This window comes from Arthrobacter monumenti (assembly GCF_054511255.1).
In genome coordinates, this window is record NZ_JBTNCY010000016.1 from 1 (window position 1) to 19,422 (window position 19,422).

The following is a 19,422-nucleotide window of genomic DNA, read 5'->3' on the forward strand; positions in this document are numbered from 1 at the left end:
TAATATCGGTATCGACAAAACTTGGCACACTATTGAGTTCTCAAACAACAGACGCATCCAGCCAAAACAAGGAAAACAACTCCCCTGCTCCGCACCGAAGCAACTTTACTAACTTACTCGCCCTGATCTTCACTGTCAAACCGGCCGATTCTCAGCGTCTTTTTGGTCTAAAACCTGACTTCCGAGCCGAAGCTCAACCTGAGGCCGTCCGGCTGACTTCATCGATCAGCGCGGAAATAAACATTACCACCATGATTGAGCAGAAACAAAACCCGGTTTTCCGGGTGCCTCCAGAGACACCCTCAGCCTATAAACTTCCGCGGAAATCCGGGGTTTTTCGAGGGTTCAGGACGACCGTCCGGGCCGTCTCCGGCTGATTCACCATTGTCCTGCTCCGGGTGAGCTATCGCACACTCTCTTCGGGGGCCAAATACAGCACAGCCAATGGTGGAACGGTCAATACCGCGGAGGCCGGTTGGCCGCCAAAGGCACCTTCCTGCGCGACAACTTTTTCGCCGTTGCCAACACCGGAGCCGCCATACTCGTGAGCATCGGTATTAAGTACCTCCCGCCAGTTCCCTGCCCACGGAAGTGCGAGGCGGAAATCGTGATGCGGATTGCCAGCGAAGTTCGCCAGGCATACCAATGGATTCCCCTGCGTATCCCAGCGGGTGAAGGAAAGAATGTTGCGGCTGCCGTCGCTTGCATCGATCCATTCAAAACCGGCCGGATCATTATCGCGGGCATAGAGCGCCGGCGTGCGGCGATAGACGTCGTTGAGGGAGCGGACCAGCAACTGCACGCCACGGTGCTGAGGACTGTCAGTGAGCCACCAGTCGAGTCCGTGCTGCTCCGACCACTCTGCTTCCTGGCCGAACTCCGTGCCCATGAAAATCAGTTGTTTGCCCGGATGCGCCCACTGATAGGCCAGGTAGGCGCGGACATTGGCCAACTGCTGCCACCGGTCGCCCGGCATCTTGCGCAGCAACGATCCCTTCCCGTGCACGACCTCGTCATGGCTGATGGGCAGCAGGAAGTTTTCCGTGAACGCATAGACCAGCGAGAAGGTCACCTGGTTATGGTGATACTGCCGGTTCATCGGATCTTCAGCCATGTAATTCAGCGAGTCATGCATCCAGCCCATGTTCCACTTCAGGCCGAAACCAAGTCCGCCGGAGGAAGTGGGGCGGGTAACGCCGTCGAACGCTGTCGATTCTTCCGCGATCATGGCGATCCCGGGCGCACGCCGGTACGCAGTGGCGTTGACTTCCTGGAGGAAGGCGATGGCTTCCAGATTCTGGTTGCCGCCGTGCCGGTTTGGCCGCCACTGATCGCCTTCCCGCGAATAGTCGAGGTACAGCATGGAAGCGACCGCGTCCACGCGCAACCCGTCGATGTGGTACTCCTCGAGCCAGTAGAGCGCGTTCGCGACGAGGAAATTGCGGACCTCGGAACGGCCATAATCGAAGATCAGTGTGCCCCAGTCGGGATGCTCGCCGAGCAAAGGATCGGAGTGCTCGTAGAGCGGTTCGCCATCAAATTTCGCCAGCGCAAACTCGTCCTTGGGGAAGTGAGCGGGAACCCAGTCAAGGATGACGCCAATACCGGCCCGATGCAGTTCATCCACCAGGTGTCTGAACTCATCCGGATGACCAAAGCGTGATGTCGGCGCGAAGTAGGAGGTGACTTGGTACCCCCAGGAACCACCGAACGGATGCTCTGCGACCGGCATGAACTCAACGTGGGTGAAGCCTTGCCATTGAACGTATTCGACCAGTTGTTCAGCAAGCTCCCGGTAGCCAAGACCGAGCCGCCAGGATCCGAGGTGGACTTCGTAGGCGCTCATCGCTGAATTATGCGGGTCCCGCTGGGCGCGCTGCTCCATCCACTCCTGATCGGTGAACTCGTACGTGGATTCGATCACCTTCGACCCGGTCAGTGGAGGCACTTCGGTCCCATAGGCCATCGGATCGGCCTTCTCGCGCCAGTGACCGTCCTTGCCCAGAACCTCAAATTTGTAGCAGTCCCCCGCAGCGGCGCCCGGTATGAAGAGTTCCCAGATCCCGGAGGTTCCCAGCGAGCGCATCGCATGCGTCAGGCCGTCCCAGTTGTTGAAGTCGCCCTTGAGCCGGACGGCCTGGGCATTCGGTGCCCAGACCGAGAATCCGACGCCGTTGATTTCGCCCAACGCCGATGGATAGCGCAGGATTTGTGCGCCCAGGGCGGTCCATAGAGTTTCGTGGCGGCCTTCGTTAAAGAGATGGATATCCATCTCCCCCAAGGTCGGCAGGAAACGGTAGGGGTCGTCGACCGTGGCCGGGGCGCCGTCGTCGTAGGTTACTTCCAGCCGGTAGTCGGGGATATGGCCGGGCTCTTCCGGCTCCATGGCGCCGACCCAGATCCCGCCTATTTCATGGGTAAGCGGCAACCGGGTGGACGCCGTAACCACGGTGACCTCTCTGGCCAGCCGTCGGAGTGTGCGGAAGGTGACGGTCTCGCTGCCGGCAGAACCGGAGGCGGTGCCGGCAGCGGCAGAATCCGCGGCGGTGGAACCGGCGGCCGTGCCCAGGATGGCGGAATCCACGGCGGCAGAACCGGGGGCAACGTCTGCATCGGAGCCGGCGTCGGGAGTCTGGTGCAGGTGGGCGCCGAGGACTGTGTGCGGATCGTAGTACCGGCCCTCCGCGACCGCGGACAGCACCTCCGGCGGGACGGCAATCGGGGCAGTCTCCCGCGTGCTGGATTTCTTCTCAGTCACTGGTTCACCTCTTCAGTTCCATGGCCATCCGGTTTCCCGTGGTCTGCGGCGGCCATATTATCGACGACGGCGCCGCGGTCCCCGAGTGCCTCCCGCACCCCGGAAACCGGGACGCTGAGCCAGTCCGGTCTATTGCGTAATTCGTAGACGACTTCATAAAGCGCCTTGTCCAGCCACAACGCCACGAAAAGAGGCGAAGTCGTATCCAGCGGTTCGCCGGTTTCCTGTTGGTAGCCGGCGATAAAGGCGCGGCTGCAGTCGATCGACCACTGCCGGGCCCCGGCCGCCCGCTCCTGTCTGCCGTCGTCGCGTCCGTCGCCGGCTCCGCTGTCACCATGCATCACGACGCCCGCAACATATTCGAAGGAACGCAGCATGCCGACCACATCCCGAAGTGGCACATCCGCCAGCGAACGTTCTGCGGCCGTCCGGAGAGGTTCACCTTCAAAGTCGAGAATGACCCAGCCACGGCGTTCGGAATGCAGGACCTGGCCCAAATGGTAGTCACCGTGGATGCGTTGCAGCGGTGGAAGTGATTCCAAGGCGCGGAGTGCGCTGATCTGCCGGTTCAGTTGCTCGTCGTATGGTCCGACGGCGGAACCGGCTTCGCGCCAGGCCCAGCTGATCCGGCCGATAATTCCTTCGACGAATTGGCTGCGTTCGTCAGGACTGGCATTCCGGGTGCCAAAAGCTCTGGCCAGGCTGAGGTGCACTTGGGCGGTGGCCCGGCCCAGGCCTTCGGCCTGTCCGGTGTAGTCCTCGCCATTCAAGGCCGCGCGGCAGGCCAGCCGCCAAGCGTCCTGGCTGCCGCCGATGAACTCACGGAGCACACTCAGCTGCCCCTCAACGAGTGCCCCGGACGGTTCGCCATTGACAAACTCACCGACCGGATCATGCCACCGGCCGGTCACCCAGCCGTAGGTGGCCGGGACTTCCCCGCAACCGGCCGCGGTCAGTCCCGCACCGACTTCCACGTCTGGGTTGACTCCGGCGGAGAGTACACGGAAGAACTTGACGATGGACGGCATTGTGTCGTCCTGGATGATGGCGGAGGTGTTGGACTGCTCACCGGTCAGCACCTTTGACTTCGCCGGCCCGGTCCGCGGAGCGTGGTTCGTGAACTGCGGCACGCCGTCGCCACTGGCCCTGCCATCACCGGTGGTGGACCGGGTACGCATAAGTTCCAGCCAGGCGGCGATGAAGACCGGATCGTGGGCTCCGTCGTAGATCCAGCGCCTGCCGGATCCGCCGCCCGGCTCGGAAGCGGAGCCGTAGGAACCGCCGTCGCCGTCGTCCCCGCGGCTGTGCACGGCCTCTCCGACCAGTCCGTTCTCCGCGCCCTCGAGCGGCGCGGTGCGGTAGCTCAGGGGAACATTGATGACGTCCACACGTTCACCGCTGTCTACGGCAATCAGGTGAACCTCCAGCCCGACCTCGCCCGCCGGGTCCTGCAGCCGGACGCCTCCGACCCTGCGCAGACTCACCGGCACTCCTTTGGCCGGATACCAGCGCTGGCCGGGCAGCCAGGAACGCAGTAGTTCGGGAAGCGGCGGCTGGAGTTGGTTCACGAAGCGGTGCCTCCCGGTTGTTGGATGATCGGCATCGCCGTCGTCTCCGGAGTCGCGGGATTGGCATGGTCAGCCCTGATCCGGAGCCAGAAAAAGTCGTGACTGCCCATGGTGAACGTGATTCTGCCATCGTCACCGATTGGCGGAAAGGGAGTGCCGCCAAACAAGTCGCGCAGTCCCCGGCCGGCATAGCCGGAAAGGTCCAGAGTGGACGACACCGGATTCTGCGAAAGGTTGAACACGCACAGAATGGTCTCGGCCGGTTCGCTGGCGACGTTGTGGTCCGGCATATCGCGCAGGAACGCAAGCACCGATTCTGCGTCCGTTTCCACATTGTGGTAGGAGCCCAGCCCAAAGGCGGGATGCGCCTTACGGATACTGAGCATTTGGCGGACCCAGTGCAGCAGCGAGCCCGAGTGCGCGAGCTGGGCTTCGACGTTGCTGTGGTTGTAGTGATAAACCAGCGACTGCACGACCGGCAGGTACAGTTTGCCCGGATCTGCCTGGGAGAAACCCGCGTTGCGGTCGGGGTTCCACTGCATTGGGGTACGGACGGCGTCCCTGTCCTCGAGCCAGATATTGTCGCCCATGCCGATTTCGTCGCCGTAATACAGGAAGGGACTCCCGGGCATGGACAGCAACAGCGAATGGATCAGTTCCAATTCCGCACGCGAGTTATCCAGCAGCGGCGCGAGCCGGCGCCGGATTCCGATGTTGGCACGCATCCGCGAGTCGGGGGCGTACCAGCCGAGCATTGCCTCGCGCTCTTCGGTGGTGACCATTTCCAGGGTCAGCTCGTCGTGGTTGCGCAGGAAGGTTCCCCACTGGGCACCCTCCGGAATGGCGGGCGTATCCTTCATCGCCTGGACGATCGGGCCGGCCATCTGGTCGCGGAGCGCGTAGAAGATCCGCGGCATGATCGGGAAGTGGAAGCACATGTGGCATTCGGGACCATCTTCGTCCCCGAAATATTCGACCACCTCGTGCGGCATCTGGTTTGCCTCGGCGATGATTACCCTGCCGGGATAGTCCTGATCCACCATCGCGCGCAGTTTCTTCAGGAAGTCGTGCGTGGCGGGGAGGTTCTCGCAGTTCGTACCTTCCTCTTCGAAGAGGTACGGGATGGCGTCCGCACGGAAGCCGTCGATGCCTTGATCCAGCCAGAAGCGGGCGACGTCGAACACTGCCTTCTGCACGGCCGGGTTCTCGAAGTTCAGGTCCGGCTGGTGGCTGAAGAAACGGTGCCAGTAAAACTGCCGGCGGACCGGGTCGAAAGCCCAGTTGGATTCCTCGGTGTCGACGAAGATGATGCGCGCGTCCTCGTACCGCTCGTCAGTGTCGCTCCAAACATAGAAATCACCGAACGGTCCGTCCGGATCATGACGCGAGGCCTCGAACCATTCGTGCTTGTCGGAGGTGTGGTTGATCGGCAGGTCGGTGATGACCCGCAGTCCACGGGCGTGTGCCTCCGAGACCAGGCGTTTGAAATCGCTGATGGTGCCGAACTCATCCAGGACCGAGTAGTAGTCCGAGATGTCGTAGCCGCCGTCGCGGAGCGGCGACTCGTAGAACGGTGGAACCCACAAACAGTCGATACCGAGCCATTGCAGGTAGTCGAGCCGCTCGATCAGGCCGGAGAAGTCGCCGGATCCGTCACCATTGGCATCGGCGAAACCGCGGACCAGGACCTCATAGAAGACGGCTTTCCGGTACCAATGCGGGTCGTGCTGAAGCCCTGGGGCGTGCAGTTGGAATTGCGGAGCCAAGGTCATGCCTGCCTCCTCACGTGCAAAATGTGCGCGGGTTCAACATGGGCGTCAAGCCGGACGTAATTGTCCGCTCCCCACTGCCAGCTGTCGGCGGTGATCAAGTCATCCACCCGATAGGTGCCCTCGGGCGTAAGGTCCGATGGATCGAGCTCAAGTGCCTGTAGATCCAGACTCACCGTCGCTTCCCGGGTGCTGTGCGGATCAAGATTTACGACGACGATAATGGTGTCCTTCTCAGTGCCCTCCGGCGAGGACACGTTCTTGTGCTTGGAAAAAACCAGCGTCGCATCATCCGTACTGGTATGGATAGCAAGGTTTCCCAAATCGTGCAGGCTGGGATGCATCCGGCGGATGTCGTTGAGCCGCTTTAGGTAGGGCGCAAGCGAACGTCCGTGTTCTTCGGCTGCCGCATAATCACGCGGGCGGTACTCGAACTTCTCGTTGTCGATGTACTCCTCGGCGCCCGGACGTGCGACGTGCTCGTACAGCTCGTAGCCGGAATAAACGCCCCACAGCGGACTCGCCATTGCCGCCAGCACGGCCCGGATCTTGAAGGCCGGGGGCCCGCCGAACTGCAGGTATTCGGTCAGGATGTCCGGGGTGTTGACGAAGAAATTCGGCCGGAAGAACGCTGCGGTTTCACGGCTGACCTCGGTGAAGTACTCCGCCAGCTCGGTTTTGGTATTGCGCCAGGTGAAGTAGCTGTAGGACTGCTGGAAACCGGCACGGCCCAATGCGTGCATCATCGGCGGCCGGGTGAAGGCCTCGGCCAGGAACACCACATCCGGATCTTTGCGGTTCACCTCGGCGATCAACCATTCCCAGAACCAGACCGGCTTGGTGTGCGGATTATCCACCCGGAAGATTTTGACTCCGTGGCTGACCCACAAGCGGACAATCCGGAGCACTTCGGCGCATAATCCAGCGGGATCATTGTCGAAATTGATGGGATAGATGTCCTGGTACTTCTTGGGCGGGTTCTCCGCATAGGCGATGCTGCCGTCCACGCGGGTGGTGAACCACTCTGGATTCGACGACACCCAGGGGTGGTCAGGCGAAGCCTGCAGGGCCAGGTCGAGAGCGACTTCCAGTCCGTGTTCGCCGGCGCGGGCCACAAAGGCGTCGAAATCGTCGAACGTGCCGAGGTCCGGATGGATCGCGTCGTGCCCGCCTTCCCCGGAGCCGATGGCCCACGGCGAACCGGGGTCGTGCTCGGTGGCGACCAGAGTGTTGTTTGGGCCTTTCCGGTGCGTGCGGCCGATCGGATGGATCGGCGGCAGGTAGACGACGTCGAACCCCATGTCAGCTACCGCCTCAAGCCTGCTGGCCGCCGTCGTAAAATTCCCCGAGGTCCATTCCAGAGTGGCCGGGTCCTGCTCGGCGCCAATGGAGCGGGGGAAGAATTCGTACCAGGATCCGCGTCCGGCCGCCTCACGCTCCACCAGCAGGGGGTAGCGTTCGCTGCTGGTGACCAGATTGCGGATGGGCAGACGCTCGACGGCGCTGCGCACGGCCGCACTGGTGCCGGCCCCGAGCCGGTCCTCGACCATAGACTGTTTGTCCTTAAGGGCAGCAGAGGCGCTTCGGAAGAGGTCCCGGTCCGCCTTGGGCCGGTTCCGATCGCCGGCGGCGTTTTGCAGCAGCTCGGCACCTTCGGCAAGCATCAGTTCGACGTCGACGCCGGCCTCGATCTTGACCTCGGCGTTGTGCTGCCACGTCGCATACAGGTCGCCCCAGCCTTCGATGGCGAAGCTCCAGTTGCCGGTCGAATCCGGTGTCAGCCAGCCCGAATAACTGTCGGTGCCGCCAACATGCTCCACCAGCCGGGTCCGGGAGACCTCCTTGCCGCGGGGGTCGAAGAGGACGGCGGTGACACCGAGGCGATCGTGGCCTTCGCGGAACACGGTGGCCGAAACAGCAACGTTTTGGCCGGGTACCGCCTTGGCGCTGAATGCCCCGCATGAGACGACGGGTTGAACGTTGGTGATCGGGATGCGGCCAAAACGCAGGCCCGACGTCGGTGGTTCCGTTTGCATCGCCTTGGAAGTCGTCACAAAGTAGACGTTAGCGAGAATCCGGGCAGATTGCTAAGGGTACGTACGGTATGTGCATAATCGACGCCGCATTTGGCCTTTGTGAACACCTTCGCTCCGACAGTGCACTATCTGCGCTAACCTAGCGGCTGTGAAGGCAATCCGTAGATTCACCGTCCGAACCGTACTTCCCGACGCGCTCTCGCCCTTGGGCAGACTCGCCGCCAACCTCCGCTGGTCCTGGCACGGCCCGACCCTGCGGTTATTCGAAGAGCTTGACGCTGCCGTTTGGGAGCAATCCCGGCAGGATCCGGTGTCCTTCCTCGGCATGATCAGCCGTGAACGGCTGCACGAACTGGCCGACGACCCTGCCGTGGTGGCCCGCGTGCAGCGTCTTGGGGCCGAGCTCGACAGCTACCTCGACGAGCCGCAGTGGTACCAGAGCCTGGGCTCCAGCGCTCCGGCCTCCATCGCCTACTTCTCCCCCGAGTTCGGCATCGCCCCCACGCTGCCGCAGTACTCCGGCGGGCTGGGCATCCTGGCCGGCGACCATCTCAAGGCCGCGTCCGACCTCGGTGTGCCGCTGATCGGTGTCGGTTTGCTGTACCAGGCCGGTTATTTCAAACAATCACTGTCGCGCGATGCCTGGCAGCAGGAAACCTATCCAGTACTGGACCGCAACGAGGTTCCGCTGACCCTGCTGCGCGAACATGACGGCACGCCGGCGCAGGTCCGCCTGCCGTTGCCCAACGGACGCCAGCTGCTGGCAAATATCCTGCGTGCCGACGTCGGGCGTGTCCCGCTTTTGCTGCTTGATTCCAACGTTGCCGGCAACGACGACGCCGCCCGCCTGGTTACCGACCGGCTCTACGGCGGCGGTGGGGAGCACCGGCTCCAACAGGAATTGCTGCTCGGAATGGGTGGGGTGAAGGCGCTGCGGATTTTCGAGCGGCTGACCGGAGTGCCTGCCCCTGAGGTTTTCCATACCAACGAGGGACACGCCGGCTTCCTGGGCGTGGAACGCATACGCGAGCTGATGAACCCGGACTCGCCGGCGTCGCTCACGTGGAACGAGGCGCTCGCCGCGACGCGGGCGGCCACCGTCTTCACCACGCACACACCCGTTCCGGCCGGCATCGACCGGTTCGAGCGGGCGCAGATTGAGCACTTCTTCAACGCAGGCCTGGCCCCCGGGGTCCCTGTCGAATCGATCCTGGCGCTGGGTCAGGAGACCTACGAGGGCGGGGATCCGTCCGTGTTCAACATGGCGGTGATGGGCCTGCGTCTGGCCCAGCGCGCCAACGGCGTGGCAAAGCTGCACGGTGAAGTTTCCAGGGGCATGTTCGCCGGTCTCTGGCCGGGCTTCGACAAGTCCGAGGTGCCGATCGGTTCCATCACCAACGGTGTGCACGAGCCGACCTGGGTGGACCCGCAGATTTCGCAGCTGGCGCGGAACAAGTTCGGTGCCGAGTCGATCCTGGACCCGCAATGGTCCCGCGCGTACGACGTCGACGACGCCGAGGTCTGGCAGCTGCGCCGGAACCTGCGCGCGAACCTCATCGCCGATGTCCGGAAACGGTTGCGGACGTCGTGGAAGGACCGCGGCGCCTCGGATGCGAAGCTGGCCTGGACGGATACCGTGCTGGACCCGGACGTGCTGACCATCGGTTTCGCGCGGCGTGTACCGACGTACAAACGTCTCACGCTGATGCTGCGCGATCCGGACCGGCTCAGGGCGCTGCTGCTGCACCCGACGCATCCGATCCAGATCGTAATCGCGGGCAAGTCGCACCCGGCGGACGAGCAGGGCAAACGGATGATCCAGGACCTGGTCCGCTTCACCGACGACCCGCAGGTCCGGCACCGGATCGTCTTCCTGCCGAACTACGACATCGCCATGGCGCGCACCCTCTTCCCGGGCTGCGACGTCTGGCTCAACAATCCGCTCCGCCCGCTGGAGGCCTGTGGCACGTCCGGCATGAAGGCTGCGATCAACGGTGGTCTGAATCTTTCGGTGCTGGATGGCTGGTGGGATGAGATGTACGACGGCGAAAACGGCTGGGCGATCCCGACAGCCGACGTCTCTTCCGGAGCTGGCGGGGCGGAACTGACCGGCCATGCCGCCGAAGAACGGGACGACATCGAATCGGCCGCGCTGTACGAACTCCTCGAAAACACCGTTACCCCGCGGTTCTACGGTGGCGCCGGCGAGGCTGTACCCAGCCGGTGGGTGGCGATGATCAAGCACACCTTGGCGAAGCTCGGGCCTGCTGTTTCGGCCGAACGGATGGTGCAGGACTACGTGCAAAAGCTGTACCAGCCGGCCTGCGCTGCGGGTCGGTCGGCGCACGATGCCGATTACGCCCAAGCCAAGGAACTGGCTCAGTTTGGTCAGCGGATCCGCTCCAGCTGGAGTTCCGTGGCGGTGGAGCACGTGGAGTCTCCCGGTCTGGCGGATTCGCCGCAGATCGGCGACACCATGCGGGTGACGGCGTATGTGAATCTGGGTGGTCTCAAGCCTGAGGACGTCTACGTCGAGGTGGCGCATGGAGCCGTGTCCGAGGCCGACGAGCTCTCAGACGCTGTTCTCGATTCGCTGGCTGTTGAGGAGGATCTGGGCGGCGGTCGGTACACGTTCGCCTGCGACGTTGTGATCAACCAGCCGGGCGCGTTTGGCTACACGGTCCGGATCTTCCCCCAACATGAGGCGCTTGCCTCCAAGGCGGAACTCGGACTGGTCGCCAGCGCCTGACTCCGGGTATCGGCTGCGGCCTGCCCGGATTTGTAGTCGAGGATCCACACCCGGATGGTGGTTTCCCGCATGGCGCTGTAGTCCCGGACGGCGCTGTCGACGGCCAACTGGATCTTCTCCACGAAGGGCCACCGGTCCGGGACCATCTCGTATTGCACCCAAAGATCGAGGACTTCGCCCGGCTCGTGATAGACGGCCTTGACGCCCCTGACACCGGGCAGCTCCGAGACGACCCGCTGGGCCACCGTCCTCGCCTGGTTGTTGGACGGAATGGTGAGCGTCAGATCAGGCGGCACTGCGCCGTCGTCATCAGGTCCGGAACATCCGGCGGAGGCCAAGCTGAGGATGACCACAAGCACCATCAGCGCCGCCCGGATCCGCTTCATCGCTCAGCTCCGTCAGTTTGAAATCAGTTCCGCCAGTTTCCGGTCAAGCTCCTCGGAGCTGAAGCCGGGGCCGTCGGTATCCATCCGCTGCACGCCTGAACCGAGCGCTACCTTCCAGTGATCGCCCTCGCCGCGCACGGACAGCGTCTGCACGCTCTCGAACGTCGTCGAACCGAAATGAACCGCTCCCTGCGGATACGTTTCGAGGTGGGTATCGACCAGCGAGCGCAGCGTCGACACATCCGACGTGGCCCGGTCCTTGATCAGCACCTGCCACGCGCCGAGCGCCATGGGGTGCATGAATAGGGACGCTTCCGGCGCCTGCAGCAGCAGACCGCCGTCGACATTGGCCTCCCCCACAAATCCAAGCTCCACCCACCGCTCGGCCGCTGCCAGGACGTAATTGACGAGGCTGAGCAAGTCCGTCGGCTCCACTTCGTCGCCGTTGAGGTGCAGCATTCCCCGCGCGAGCAGGCTCGAGGCACCGACGGCAGTTACCAGCGGTGAGAGGTAGTCATCATTGAGGTGCAGCATTTCCACGGATTTGTACGCCGCGGGGCTGTCGAAGCGGGACAGCAGGTAGGCCAGCTCGGCAATGCCAAGACCGAGCGGAATTTCTTCAATCGGGGACTCGATGGGGGAACTGTCAGGCTCCTCGGATGTCGTGCTCACATGGTCCTCTCTGTTGCCTCACGGGCAGCGCACGCTGCCAGTGCTGCTTAGTGCTGTGGCCGGGATGGCCTTCGATGTCGACGTGGGCGTCTTCCACTTTAACTCCTGTCAGCGGGCCCGGTAGACGTGGATGGAGTTGGCGGGTACGACGTCGGGTTCCCCACCTGCCGCTGGTGTGCCGGCGGATTGCCCAGTGGCGGTGCTGAAGCGCAGCAGGTAATCCTGTTCCGAACTGGATGTCATCCCGGCTGCCTGCAGCGCCTTCGCCGATGGCAGGAAAATCTTGGTATCGGCCTCGCCGCCGTTGATCACCATCAGTCCGTCGAGCACACCATCCGGTGAACCCAGCAGCAGTTGGACGACGCGGTTGCCCGGATCCGTCCACTCATCCATGGCCATCGGCTCCCCCGCGGCGTTGAACCACAGCAGGTAGGAGCTGTCATCCCGGCTGGGATAGTCGTGCGGCTGATGGGCCAGAAAGTCCCGGCGCGCCTGCGTGAGTGCGCGCGTGATCTGCAGCATCCGCCGCTTGCGGTCGTCCATTCCCCAGTCCAGCCAGGCCAGCTCGTTGTCCTGGCAATATACGTTGTTGTTCCCCCACTGCGTGCGGCCAATCTCATCACCGGCGGTGATCATCGGCACGCCGAGCGAGAGCAGCAGCGTGGCCAGCACATTCCGGCTGGTGCGTTCGCGGCGGTCGAGCACGGCAGCGTCCAGGCTCTGGCCTTCGACGCCGTGGTTGTAGCTGCGGTTGTCGTCGGTACCGTCCCTGTTGTCCTCGCCGTTGGCCTCGTTGTGCTTCGAGTTATAGGCCACCAAGTCACCCAAGGTGAAGCCATCGTGGGCGGTGACATAGTTGATCGAGGCCAGCGAGGTCCGGCCGGAACCGGCAAACACATCCGCCGAACCGGCGAGGGCGGCGGCAAGCCTGCCCACCGGACCGCCCTGCCCGCCGCCGTCGATCGCGCCGCGGTCCGCAATCCAGAAGTCCCGCACGGCATCACGGAAGCGGTCGTTCCAGTCCGCCCACCCCGGCGGAAACTGCCCGGTCTGCCAGCCGTCCGGCCCGATGTCCCAGGGTTCGGCGACCAGCTTGATGCCATGCAGCGCCTGATCCGCCCCGGCCGCGATCAGAAAGGGATGTTTTGGCGTGAACCGGTGCTCTTCGTCCCGGCACATCGCCACCGCCAGGTCGAACCGGAAACCGTCAATGTGGAATTCCTCGACCCAGTAACGCAGTGAGTCCAGAGCGAGCTGGATAACCCGGGGTTCGTTGAAGTTGACGGTGTTGCCGCAACCTGTGGTGTCGAAGTAGTTGCCATCGTCGCCGTGCCGGTAATACTGCTCATCCCCCAGGCCCCGGAAGCTCAGCGCCGGCTCTTCCTTGCCGGCTTCGGCAGTGTGGTTATAGACGACGTCGAGAATCACCTCCAGTCCCGCGGCGTGCAGCAGTTTGACCATGCCTTTAAACTCGTCCTGCACAGCCTGCGCTCCGGCTTCCTGCGCCGCCCGCGTCGCGTAAGCGGTGTGCGGGGCGAAGTAGCCGATGGTGTTGTAGCCCCAGTAGTTGGTCAGTCCGAGGTTCTGCAGGTGCCGCTCGTCGAGGTGGTAATGGACCGGCAACAGCTGCACGGCGGTGATGCCGAGCGAGAGGAGATGCTCAACCATGACCGGATGGGCCAGACCGGCGTAGGTGCCGCGGAGCTCTTCGGGAATGTCAGGATGAAGCATCGTCTGACCCTTGACGTGGGCCTCATAGATGACGGTGTCCCGCCAGGGGGTATACAACCGGGTGTCCGGTCCCCAGTCGAAACCGTTGGCCAGCCGCACGGAGGTCAGCCGGCCGCCGTCGTCGTCAATAGCACGGCCGTACGGATCCAACAGCAACCGGTACTCATCTGAAATGGTGCCCCGGACGTCGGCATGGCCGGTATCCCGGAACCCGTACCGGCTGCCTGGAACCAGACCGTTAACGATGCCGTGATGCACGCCTTCGGTGTAGTCGTAGAGCCGCGCCCGCTGCCAGGCTTGGCCCGGCGGCTGGAAGTGGATTTCCAGTTCGTCCACTCCCGGCGCAAAGACGGCGACGTTGACGAGTTCGGCAACCTCCCCGCCGTCGTCCTTGTCGTGGGAATTGCCATTAATCCGCGCATCGCTGAGGCCCAGCGGGAAGGCACGCGATGGCGTTCCCGCTGTGGCTGGGCGGTCGGTGGGCACAGTCATAACTGCTACTTATATTAGGGCAGGCAGGGCCGGCCGTTGGCGCCGGTGCACCGTTATTTGCCAGTGGCCCGGCGGCGTGAGACCTCATAGAGGCTGATGCCGACGGCCATCGATGCGTTCAGGGATTCCATTGCCGAGTCGATCGGGATCGAGACAATCTGGTCGCAGTTCTCGCGTACCAGTCGGGACAGGCCCTTGCCCTCGGAGCCGACGACGATGCACACCGGCTCCTTCGCCAGCGCCAGATCAGGCAGCGAAATATCTCCGCCGCCATCCAGGCCAAGCACGAAGATGCCCTGCTTCTTGAAGGATTCGAGCGTGCGGTTGAGGTTCGCCGCGCGGGCGACCGGAACGCGTACGGCCGCTCCGGCGCTGGTCTTCCAGGCGGTTGCCGTCATCCCCACCGACCTGCGTTCGGGCACGAGCACACCGTGGCCGCTGAAAGCGGAGACCGAGCGGATGATGGCGCCCAGGTTGCGCGGATCGGTGATCCCGTCGAGGGCGACGAACAGCGGCGCGCTGCTGATGTAGCCCTTCTTCCACTTGCTCAGCGTTTCCTGGGCCAGATCGGTTGCGTCCGGGTAGTCGTAGGGCGGGATCTGCAGCGCCACGCCCTGATGGATGGCGTCGCCGGTGAGCCGATCGAGCTCCGGCTTGTGGACCTCGAGCAGCGGAATTCCTTGCTCGACAGCGAGTTTGAGGATATCCCGCACACGGTCGTCGGTCTCAATCCGGACGGCGACATAGAGCGTCTTGGCCGGAACACCGGCACGCAGCGCCTCGACCACCGAGTTGCGTCCGGTGACCATCTCCTCGGACGGCTTGTTCCGACCGCGGCCTCCAGCACCCCGCGGGGCCGGATCACCGCCACGGCCGGCGCTCTTTTCGGCTGAGCGGTCGGCCGCGGCCTTCTTCTTGTGGGCCTTGTGGTACGGCCGGTCCTCCGCCTTGGGCGTGGGGCCTTTGCCCTGCAGCGCCTTGCGGCCGAGACCACCTGTGCCGCTGGTGGGCCCCTTCTTGGCTTTGCGGATGGCGCCGGGGCGCGGCTTATTGGCCATGATGAGTTCCTTCTGAGGTGGTGGTTGGTGAGCCGGCCGGCGCATCCAGGCTCCAGCGAACGCCGCCCGCCGTGTCCTCGAGCCGGATGCCGGCGGCAGCGAGTGTGTCCCGGATGGCGTCGGCGCGGGCGTAGTCCTTGTTGCTGCGTGCGGCGCGCCGCTCTGCGAGCTGGGCGTCGATCAATGCATCGAGGGCTGCGTGTTCGGCCGGGTCGGCGCCGCCGGTGTTCCAGTGCGGATCCGTCGGGTTGATGAACAGCACGTCCGTCATCGCCAGGACCTCGGCCAAGGCGGTCTGCGCCGCATCCCTGTCCTGTGAGTCCAAGGCGCTGTTGCCGCGCCGGACCGTTTCATGGATGACGGCAAGCGCCTGCGGCACATTCAGGTCGTCGTCCATGGCGGCCACGAACGCCTCCGGCACCTGCTGCGCGCCGGAACCGCCGGCGTCGTCAACAAAAGCCAGTGCCCGCTGGACAAAGCCTTCAATACGTTCGACGGCGGCAGCCGCCTCCGCGAGCGAGCCCGGGTTGTAGTCCAAGGCGGAGCGGTACTGCGCCTGGCCGAGGTAGTAGCGGACCACCAGCGGCCGGGCGAGTTCCAGCATCTCGGCCGGCGTGACGATATTGCCCACCGATTTGGACATCTTCTCGCCCTCATAGGTGACCATGCCGTTGTGCATCCAGAAATTCGCAAAACCATGTCCGGCCGCCTGGGACTGCGCGAGTTCGTTTTCGTGGTGCGGGAAGCGCAGGTCGAGACCGCCGCCGTGGATGTCGAACTCCGGGCCGAGGTACTTGGTGACCATTGCCGAGCATTCCAGATGCCACCCCGGACGGCCGGCGCCCCAGGGGCTGGACCATGACGCCGTCGCCGGTTCGCCTTCCTTGGAGCCCTTCCACAACGCAAAGTCACGCGGATCCTTCTTGCCACGGGGACCGGCGTCGGGCGCGGCCTGCATATCGTCAATATTCTGCCGGGTAAGCGCGCCGTACTTGCTCCAGGAACGGACATCGAAGTAGACGTCCCCCGAATCGTCCAGGGCCGGATAGGCGTGGCCGCGGTCGATGAGCAACTGGATCAGCTGGTGCATCTCCGGGATGTGGCCGGTGGCGCGGGGTTCATAGGTTGGCCGCTGCACGCCGAGGAGCTCATAGGCCCGTTGGAATGCCAGTTCGTACCGGTATGCGAGCGCCCACCACGGTTCATTCGGCACCGTGAGCGGATCCTGTTGCGCTTCCGGCAGGTAGGAGTCCGCGGACTTGGCCAGGATCTTGTCGTCGATATCGGTGACATTGCGGATGACTGTGACGTCGTAGCCGCTGTAGCGCAGCCACCTGGTCAGCTGGTCGAAAGCGATGCCGGAACGGATGTGGCCGACGTGCGGATCCCCCTGAACCGTGGCGCCGCAATAGTACAGTCCGGCCTTGCCTTCCTGCAGTGGCACGAAGGGGCGGACTTCCGCGGATTTGGTGTCATAAAAACGGAGGCTCACCGCACTAGGTTACTGGACATGGCCCGCCAGAGCACGACTGAGGACGACAGAGCACGGCAGCGCACGGCACAGCCCCGAAACGGCGCTTGAACGGGCGGGGAGTACTTTAGAGCCAATCCGGCAGATTTGTGCCATGCACCCCCGACTTTTACTCCCCGCCCGAACGCTTGATCACCAGGGCGGTGGCGAACGCCGCGACTCCTTCGCCACGGCCGGTGAGGCCCAAGCCGTCTGTCGTGGTCGCTGAAACACTGACCGGCGCCCCGGCGGCCGCGCTCAGCGCCGCTTCGGATTCCGCCCGGCGGGGGCCGAACTTCGGCCGGTTGGCGATCAGCTGGATGGCGATATTGCCGACATCAAACCCGGCCTCATTGACAATCCGCACCGCTTCGGCCAGCAGCACCAGGCCGGAGGCGCCGGCGAATTCGGGACGGTCGGTGCCGAAATGCTGGCCAAGATCCCCTGTACCGGAGGCGGAAAACACGGCGTCGGCGGCCGCATGGGCAACGGGATCGGCGTCGGAATGTCCGGCCAGTCCCCGCTCGCCCTCAAACAAAAGTCCACCCAGATACAACGGGCGTGGTTCGCCGTCGGGCGCGTAGGCATGGACGTCGACGCCGATTCCGGTGCGCGGCAGATTGATGGCCGGTTCAGTCATGCCCCAATCCTGCCATGCAGTGAAAAGGGCAGGTCCTGCCATGCGGCGGAATGGTCAGCCGCTGCCATGCGGCGGAAAGTCAGCTGCCGTAGGCGTCGAGCAGCGCTTCGGCCAGCACGAGGTCGGTGGGGGTGGTGATCTTCAGCGACAGATCCGAGCCCGGCACGGCGTAGACGGGAATGCCCAGCGCTTCGATGAGCATCGCGTCGTCGGTCACGGCCGCGGATTGCTCGTCATCGAAAAGCTCGGCCGACGCATGCGCCCGCGCCAAGGCGTCGACGGTGAATCCTTGCGGTGTCTGGACGATGCGCAGTCTTGTCCGGTCCGGGGTCTGGGTCACGACTTCCTGCGCGATGGAGACCTGGTCTGCAGGTGCGTGTTCCACGACCTTGACGGTATCGACCATTGTCCTCACCGGAATTACCGCCTGCGCACCTTCGGCCAGGGCATGGGCTACGCGCTGGAAAACTTCCGGTGGCGCAAGAGCCCGGGCAGCATCATGGACCAGTACGACGTCGACATCCTCACCTAGCGCGGCCAAGCCCTGGCGCACGGAATCGGACCTGGTGGATCCGCCGTCGACCGCCACGATGGGCGGGCATTCGACGTCGCCAACCGGCGTTGTGATGGACGAATCCTGGCACAGCTCGCGCAGGAGCTTGTCGCTGCGTGGAACTGCAACGCAGATTTTGTCCGCGACACCCGAGGCGATCACGCCGCGCAGGGCGTACGCGAGGATCGGTTCCCCTGCCAGGGGAACCTCCGCCTTGGGGATCCCGTATCCGAGCCGCTCGCCGGAACCGGCGGCGACTATGATGATCCCGGTTTTCACCTAGCTGGCAAGAACCTCGTCGAGGACGCTGGCAGCCTTTTCCTCGTCGGTCTTTTCAGCCAGTGCCAGCTCCGAAATCAGGATCTGGCGTGCCTTCGCGAGCATCCGCTTTTCGCCCGCGGAGAGTCCGCGGTCGTGATCGCGGCGCCACAGATCGCGGACAACCTCGGCGACCTTGATGACATCGCCCGATGCCAGCTTCTCCAAGTTGGCCTTGTAGCGGCGCGACCAGTTGGTCGGCTCTTCAGTAAACTCGGCCCGCAGGACGTCAAAGACGTGCTCCAGGCCTTCCTTGCCGACGACATCGCGAACGCCGACAAGGTCAACGTTCTCCGCCGGTACTTCAATTGTCAGGTCGCCCTGGGCAACCTTGAGCTTGAGATACATCTTCTCTTCGCCTCGGATGGTGCGCATCTTGATCTCTTCAATTTTCGCAGCACCGTGGTGAGGGTATACAACCGTCTCGCCGACCTCAAAAACCATGTGGATAAACCCCTTTCCCGCAGACCATCTTACCATGGGCGAAGCCCTGCTTCCGCGCGTTTTCGCAGGTCAGAGCCAGCATGGAGCCCGAATTAGATACTGCTGTGCTATTGACGAATCGGGGATTAGATGCAAGTCACCTCCGCCCGGCGGCGTGCTGGGCGAACATTCCCAGCCGATTCCCGATAGGCTTGGGACGAGTTATGTTCAGTCTTCCTTCAAGCCATACCGAGGAGTTTGCGCCGTGAGATTCACCGCCAAAAGCCGGATGCGCCGCGCGGCGCTTGTCACTACCACCGTCGCGGCGCTGCTCACAGTCACCGGTTGCGGTTACATCAATCAGCAGGCGACGACGCTCGAATACGCCGCGGCCGACGGCGTCAATGGCAAAGTGGGCCCGCTCGAACTGCGGAACATGCTGGTCGTCGCCACGGCGGCTGACGAACCCGGGCGAATTACCGGTGCGGTCTACAACAGCTCCAATGAAGAAGTTGAGCTGACCATGGCCGGCCCCGACGGCGGCGAGGCGACCTTGACGGTCCCGGCAAATGGCGAATACTTCATCGACAACGACGCCGAACCGGAAATCATTGAACCGGCGGGCGCTCCCCCCGGAGCCCTCTCCCTGGTGACGTTCGAAACCAGCGGAGCTTCCGAGGACCTGACACTTCCCGTTCTCGACGGAACCTTCCCGCGCTACGCCACCATGGTGCCAACCGAAGGTTCCTAAACCGGGCG

The 19,422-nt window shown here is 63.7% G+C and carries 15 protein-coding genes; 3 read left to right on the forward strand and 12 right to left on the reverse strand.

Features of this window, described 5'->3' with window-relative positions:
- A partial coding sequence (locus tag ACX80B_RS17675; RefSeq protein ID WP_459298607.1) for a hypothetical protein occupies positions 1 to 377 on the forward strand: 377 nt, incomplete at its 5' end.
- A gap of 26 nt (positions 378 to 403) precedes the next feature.
- On the opposite strand, the gene glgB is transcribed toward ACX80B_RS17675, so the two are convergent.
- Genes glgB through ACX80B_RS17695 form a run of 4 tightly spaced genes read right to left on the reverse strand, consistent with a single transcriptional unit; the run spans position 404 to position 8,131 of the window.
- Positions 404 to 2,758 carry a 1,4-alpha-glucan branching protein GlgB gene (gene glgB, locus ACX80B_RS17680; protein WP_459298609.1) on the reverse strand — a complete coding sequence of 785 codons (2,355 nt, stop codon included), beginning with the start codon at positions 2,756 to 2,758 and terminating at the stop codon, positions 404 to 406.
- Positions 2,755 to 4,326: a maltokinase N-terminal cap-like domain-containing protein gene (locus ACX80B_RS17685; protein ID WP_459298611.1), complete on the reverse strand. Its 1,572-nt coding sequence runs from the start codon at positions 4,324 to 4,326 to the stop codon at positions 2,755 to 2,757. The genes glgB and ACX80B_RS17685 overlap by 4 nt, the downstream gene beginning before the upstream one ends.
- Positions 4,323 to 6,098, reverse strand: a complete 1,776-nt coding sequence (gene treS, locus ACX80B_RS17690; RefSeq protein ID WP_459298613.1) for a maltose alpha-D-glucosyltransferase — start codon at positions 6,096 to 6,098, stop codon at positions 4,323 to 4,325. The genes ACX80B_RS17685 and treS overlap by 4 nt, the downstream gene beginning before the upstream one ends.
- Positions 6,095 to 8,131 (reverse strand): alpha-1,4-glucan--maltose-1-phosphate maltosyltransferase, encoded by a 2,037-nt coding sequence (locus ACX80B_RS17695; protein WP_459298683.1) that lies wholly within the window; start codon positions 8,129 to 8,131, stop codon positions 6,095 to 6,097. Before ACX80B_RS17695 ends, treS begins: the two co-directional genes overlap by 4 nt.
- A 148-nt stretch (positions 8,132 to 8,279) precedes the next feature.
- On the opposite strand from ACX80B_RS17695, the gene glgP reads away from it, so the two are divergent.
- Positions 8,280 to 10,880 carry an alpha-glucan family phosphorylase gene (gene glgP, locus ACX80B_RS17700; RefSeq protein WP_459298615.1) on the forward strand — a complete coding sequence of 867 codons (2,601 nt, stop codon included), beginning with the start codon at positions 8,280 to 8,282 and terminating at the stop codon, positions 10,878 to 10,880.
- Here glgP and ACX80B_RS17705 read toward each other — a convergent pair.
- The 8 genes from ACX80B_RS17705 to ACX80B_RS17740 form a co-directional block, all read right to left on the reverse strand.
- Positions 10,805 to 11,266, reverse strand: a complete 462-nt coding sequence (locus tag ACX80B_RS17705; RefSeq protein WP_459298617.1) for a hypothetical protein — start codon at positions 11,264 to 11,266, stop codon at positions 10,805 to 10,807. The genes glgP and ACX80B_RS17705 overlap by 76 nt on opposite strands.
- A gap of 12 nt (positions 11,267 to 11,278) precedes the next feature.
- Positions 11,279 to 11,938 carry a hypothetical protein gene (locus tag ACX80B_RS17710; RefSeq protein ID WP_459298619.1) on the reverse strand — a complete coding sequence of 220 codons (660 nt, stop codon included), beginning with the start codon at positions 11,936 to 11,938 and terminating at the stop codon, positions 11,279 to 11,281.
- A 108-nt stretch (positions 11,939 to 12,046) separates the two neighbouring features.
- A complete protein-coding gene (gene glgX / locus ACX80B_RS17715; protein ID WP_459298621.1) occupies positions 12,047 to 14,161 on the reverse strand; it encodes a glycogen debranching protein GlgX in 2,115 nt (704 codons plus the stop codon).
- A gap of 53 nt (positions 14,162 to 14,214) precedes the next feature.
- Complete coding sequence (rlmB, locus tag ACX80B_RS17720; RefSeq protein ID WP_459298623.1) at positions 14,215 to 15,219, reverse strand: 23S rRNA (guanosine(2251)-2'-O)-methyltransferase RlmB; 1,005 nt, start codon at positions 15,217 to 15,219, stop codon at positions 14,215 to 14,217.
- A complete protein-coding gene (gene cysS / locus ACX80B_RS17725) occupies positions 15,209 to 16,711 on the reverse strand; it encodes a cysteine--tRNA ligase (RefSeq protein ID WP_459298625.1) in 1,503 nt (500 codons plus the stop codon). The genes rlmB and cysS overlap by 11 nt, the downstream gene beginning before the upstream one ends.
- 148 nt (positions 16,712 to 16,859) lie before the next feature.
- Positions 16,860 to 17,369, reverse strand: coding sequence for a 2-C-methyl-D-erythritol 2,4-cyclodiphosphate synthase (gene ispF, locus ACX80B_RS17730; protein WP_459298627.1), 510 nt, complete (start codon positions 17,367 to 17,369; stop codon positions 16,860 to 16,862).
- Between the two features lie 79 nt (positions 17,370 to 17,448).
- A complete protein-coding gene (gene ispD, locus ACX80B_RS17735) occupies positions 17,449 to 18,201 on the reverse strand; it encodes a 2-C-methyl-D-erythritol 4-phosphate cytidylyltransferase (protein WP_459298629.1) in 753 nt (250 codons plus the stop codon).
- Positions 18,202 to 18,684 carry a CarD family transcriptional regulator gene (locus tag ACX80B_RS17740; RefSeq protein WP_459298631.1) on the reverse strand — a complete coding sequence of 161 codons (483 nt, stop codon included), beginning with the start codon at positions 18,682 to 18,684 and terminating at the stop codon, positions 18,202 to 18,204.
- Positions 18,685 to 18,928: 244 nt separating this feature from the next.
- Between ACX80B_RS17740 and ACX80B_RS17745 the strand changes: the two genes are divergently transcribed.
- Complete coding sequence (locus ACX80B_RS17745; RefSeq protein WP_459298633.1) at positions 18,929 to 19,414, forward strand: hypothetical protein; 486 nt, start codon at positions 18,929 to 18,931, stop codon at positions 19,412 to 19,414.
- Positions 19,415 to 19,422: the final 8 nt, after the last annotated feature.

What these genes read in the sequence shown, in the direction of transcription:
- glgX (WP_459298621.1), bottom strand. Translation starts at nt 14,161, where the DNA reads ATGACTGTGCCCACCGACCGCCCAGCCACAGCGGGAACGCCATCGCGT.
- ACX80B_RS17695 (WP_459298683.1), bottom strand. Translation starts at nt 8,131, where the DNA reads ATGCAAACGGAACCACCGACGTCGGGCCTGCGTTTTGGCCGCATCCCG.
- rlmB (WP_459298623.1), bottom strand. Translation starts at nt 15,219, where the DNA reads ATGGCCAATAAGCCGCGCCCCGGCGCCATCCGCAAAGCCAAGAAGGGG.
- ACX80B_RS17740 (WP_459298631.1), bottom strand. Translation starts at nt 18,684, where the DNA reads ATGGTTTTTGAGGTCGGCGAGACGGTTGTATACCCTCACCACGGTGCT.
- treS (WP_459298613.1), bottom strand. Translation starts at nt 6,098, where the DNA reads ATGACCTTGGCTCCGCAATTCCAACTGCACGCCCCAGGGCTTCAGCAC.
- ACX80B_RS17705 (WP_459298617.1), bottom strand. Translation starts at nt 11,266, where the DNA reads ATGAAGCGGATCCGGGCGGCGCTGATGGTGCTTGTGGTCATCCTCAGC.
- ispF (WP_459298627.1), bottom strand. Translation starts at nt 17,369, where the DNA reads ATGACTGAACCGGCCATCAATCTGCCGCGCACCGGAATCGGCGTCGAC.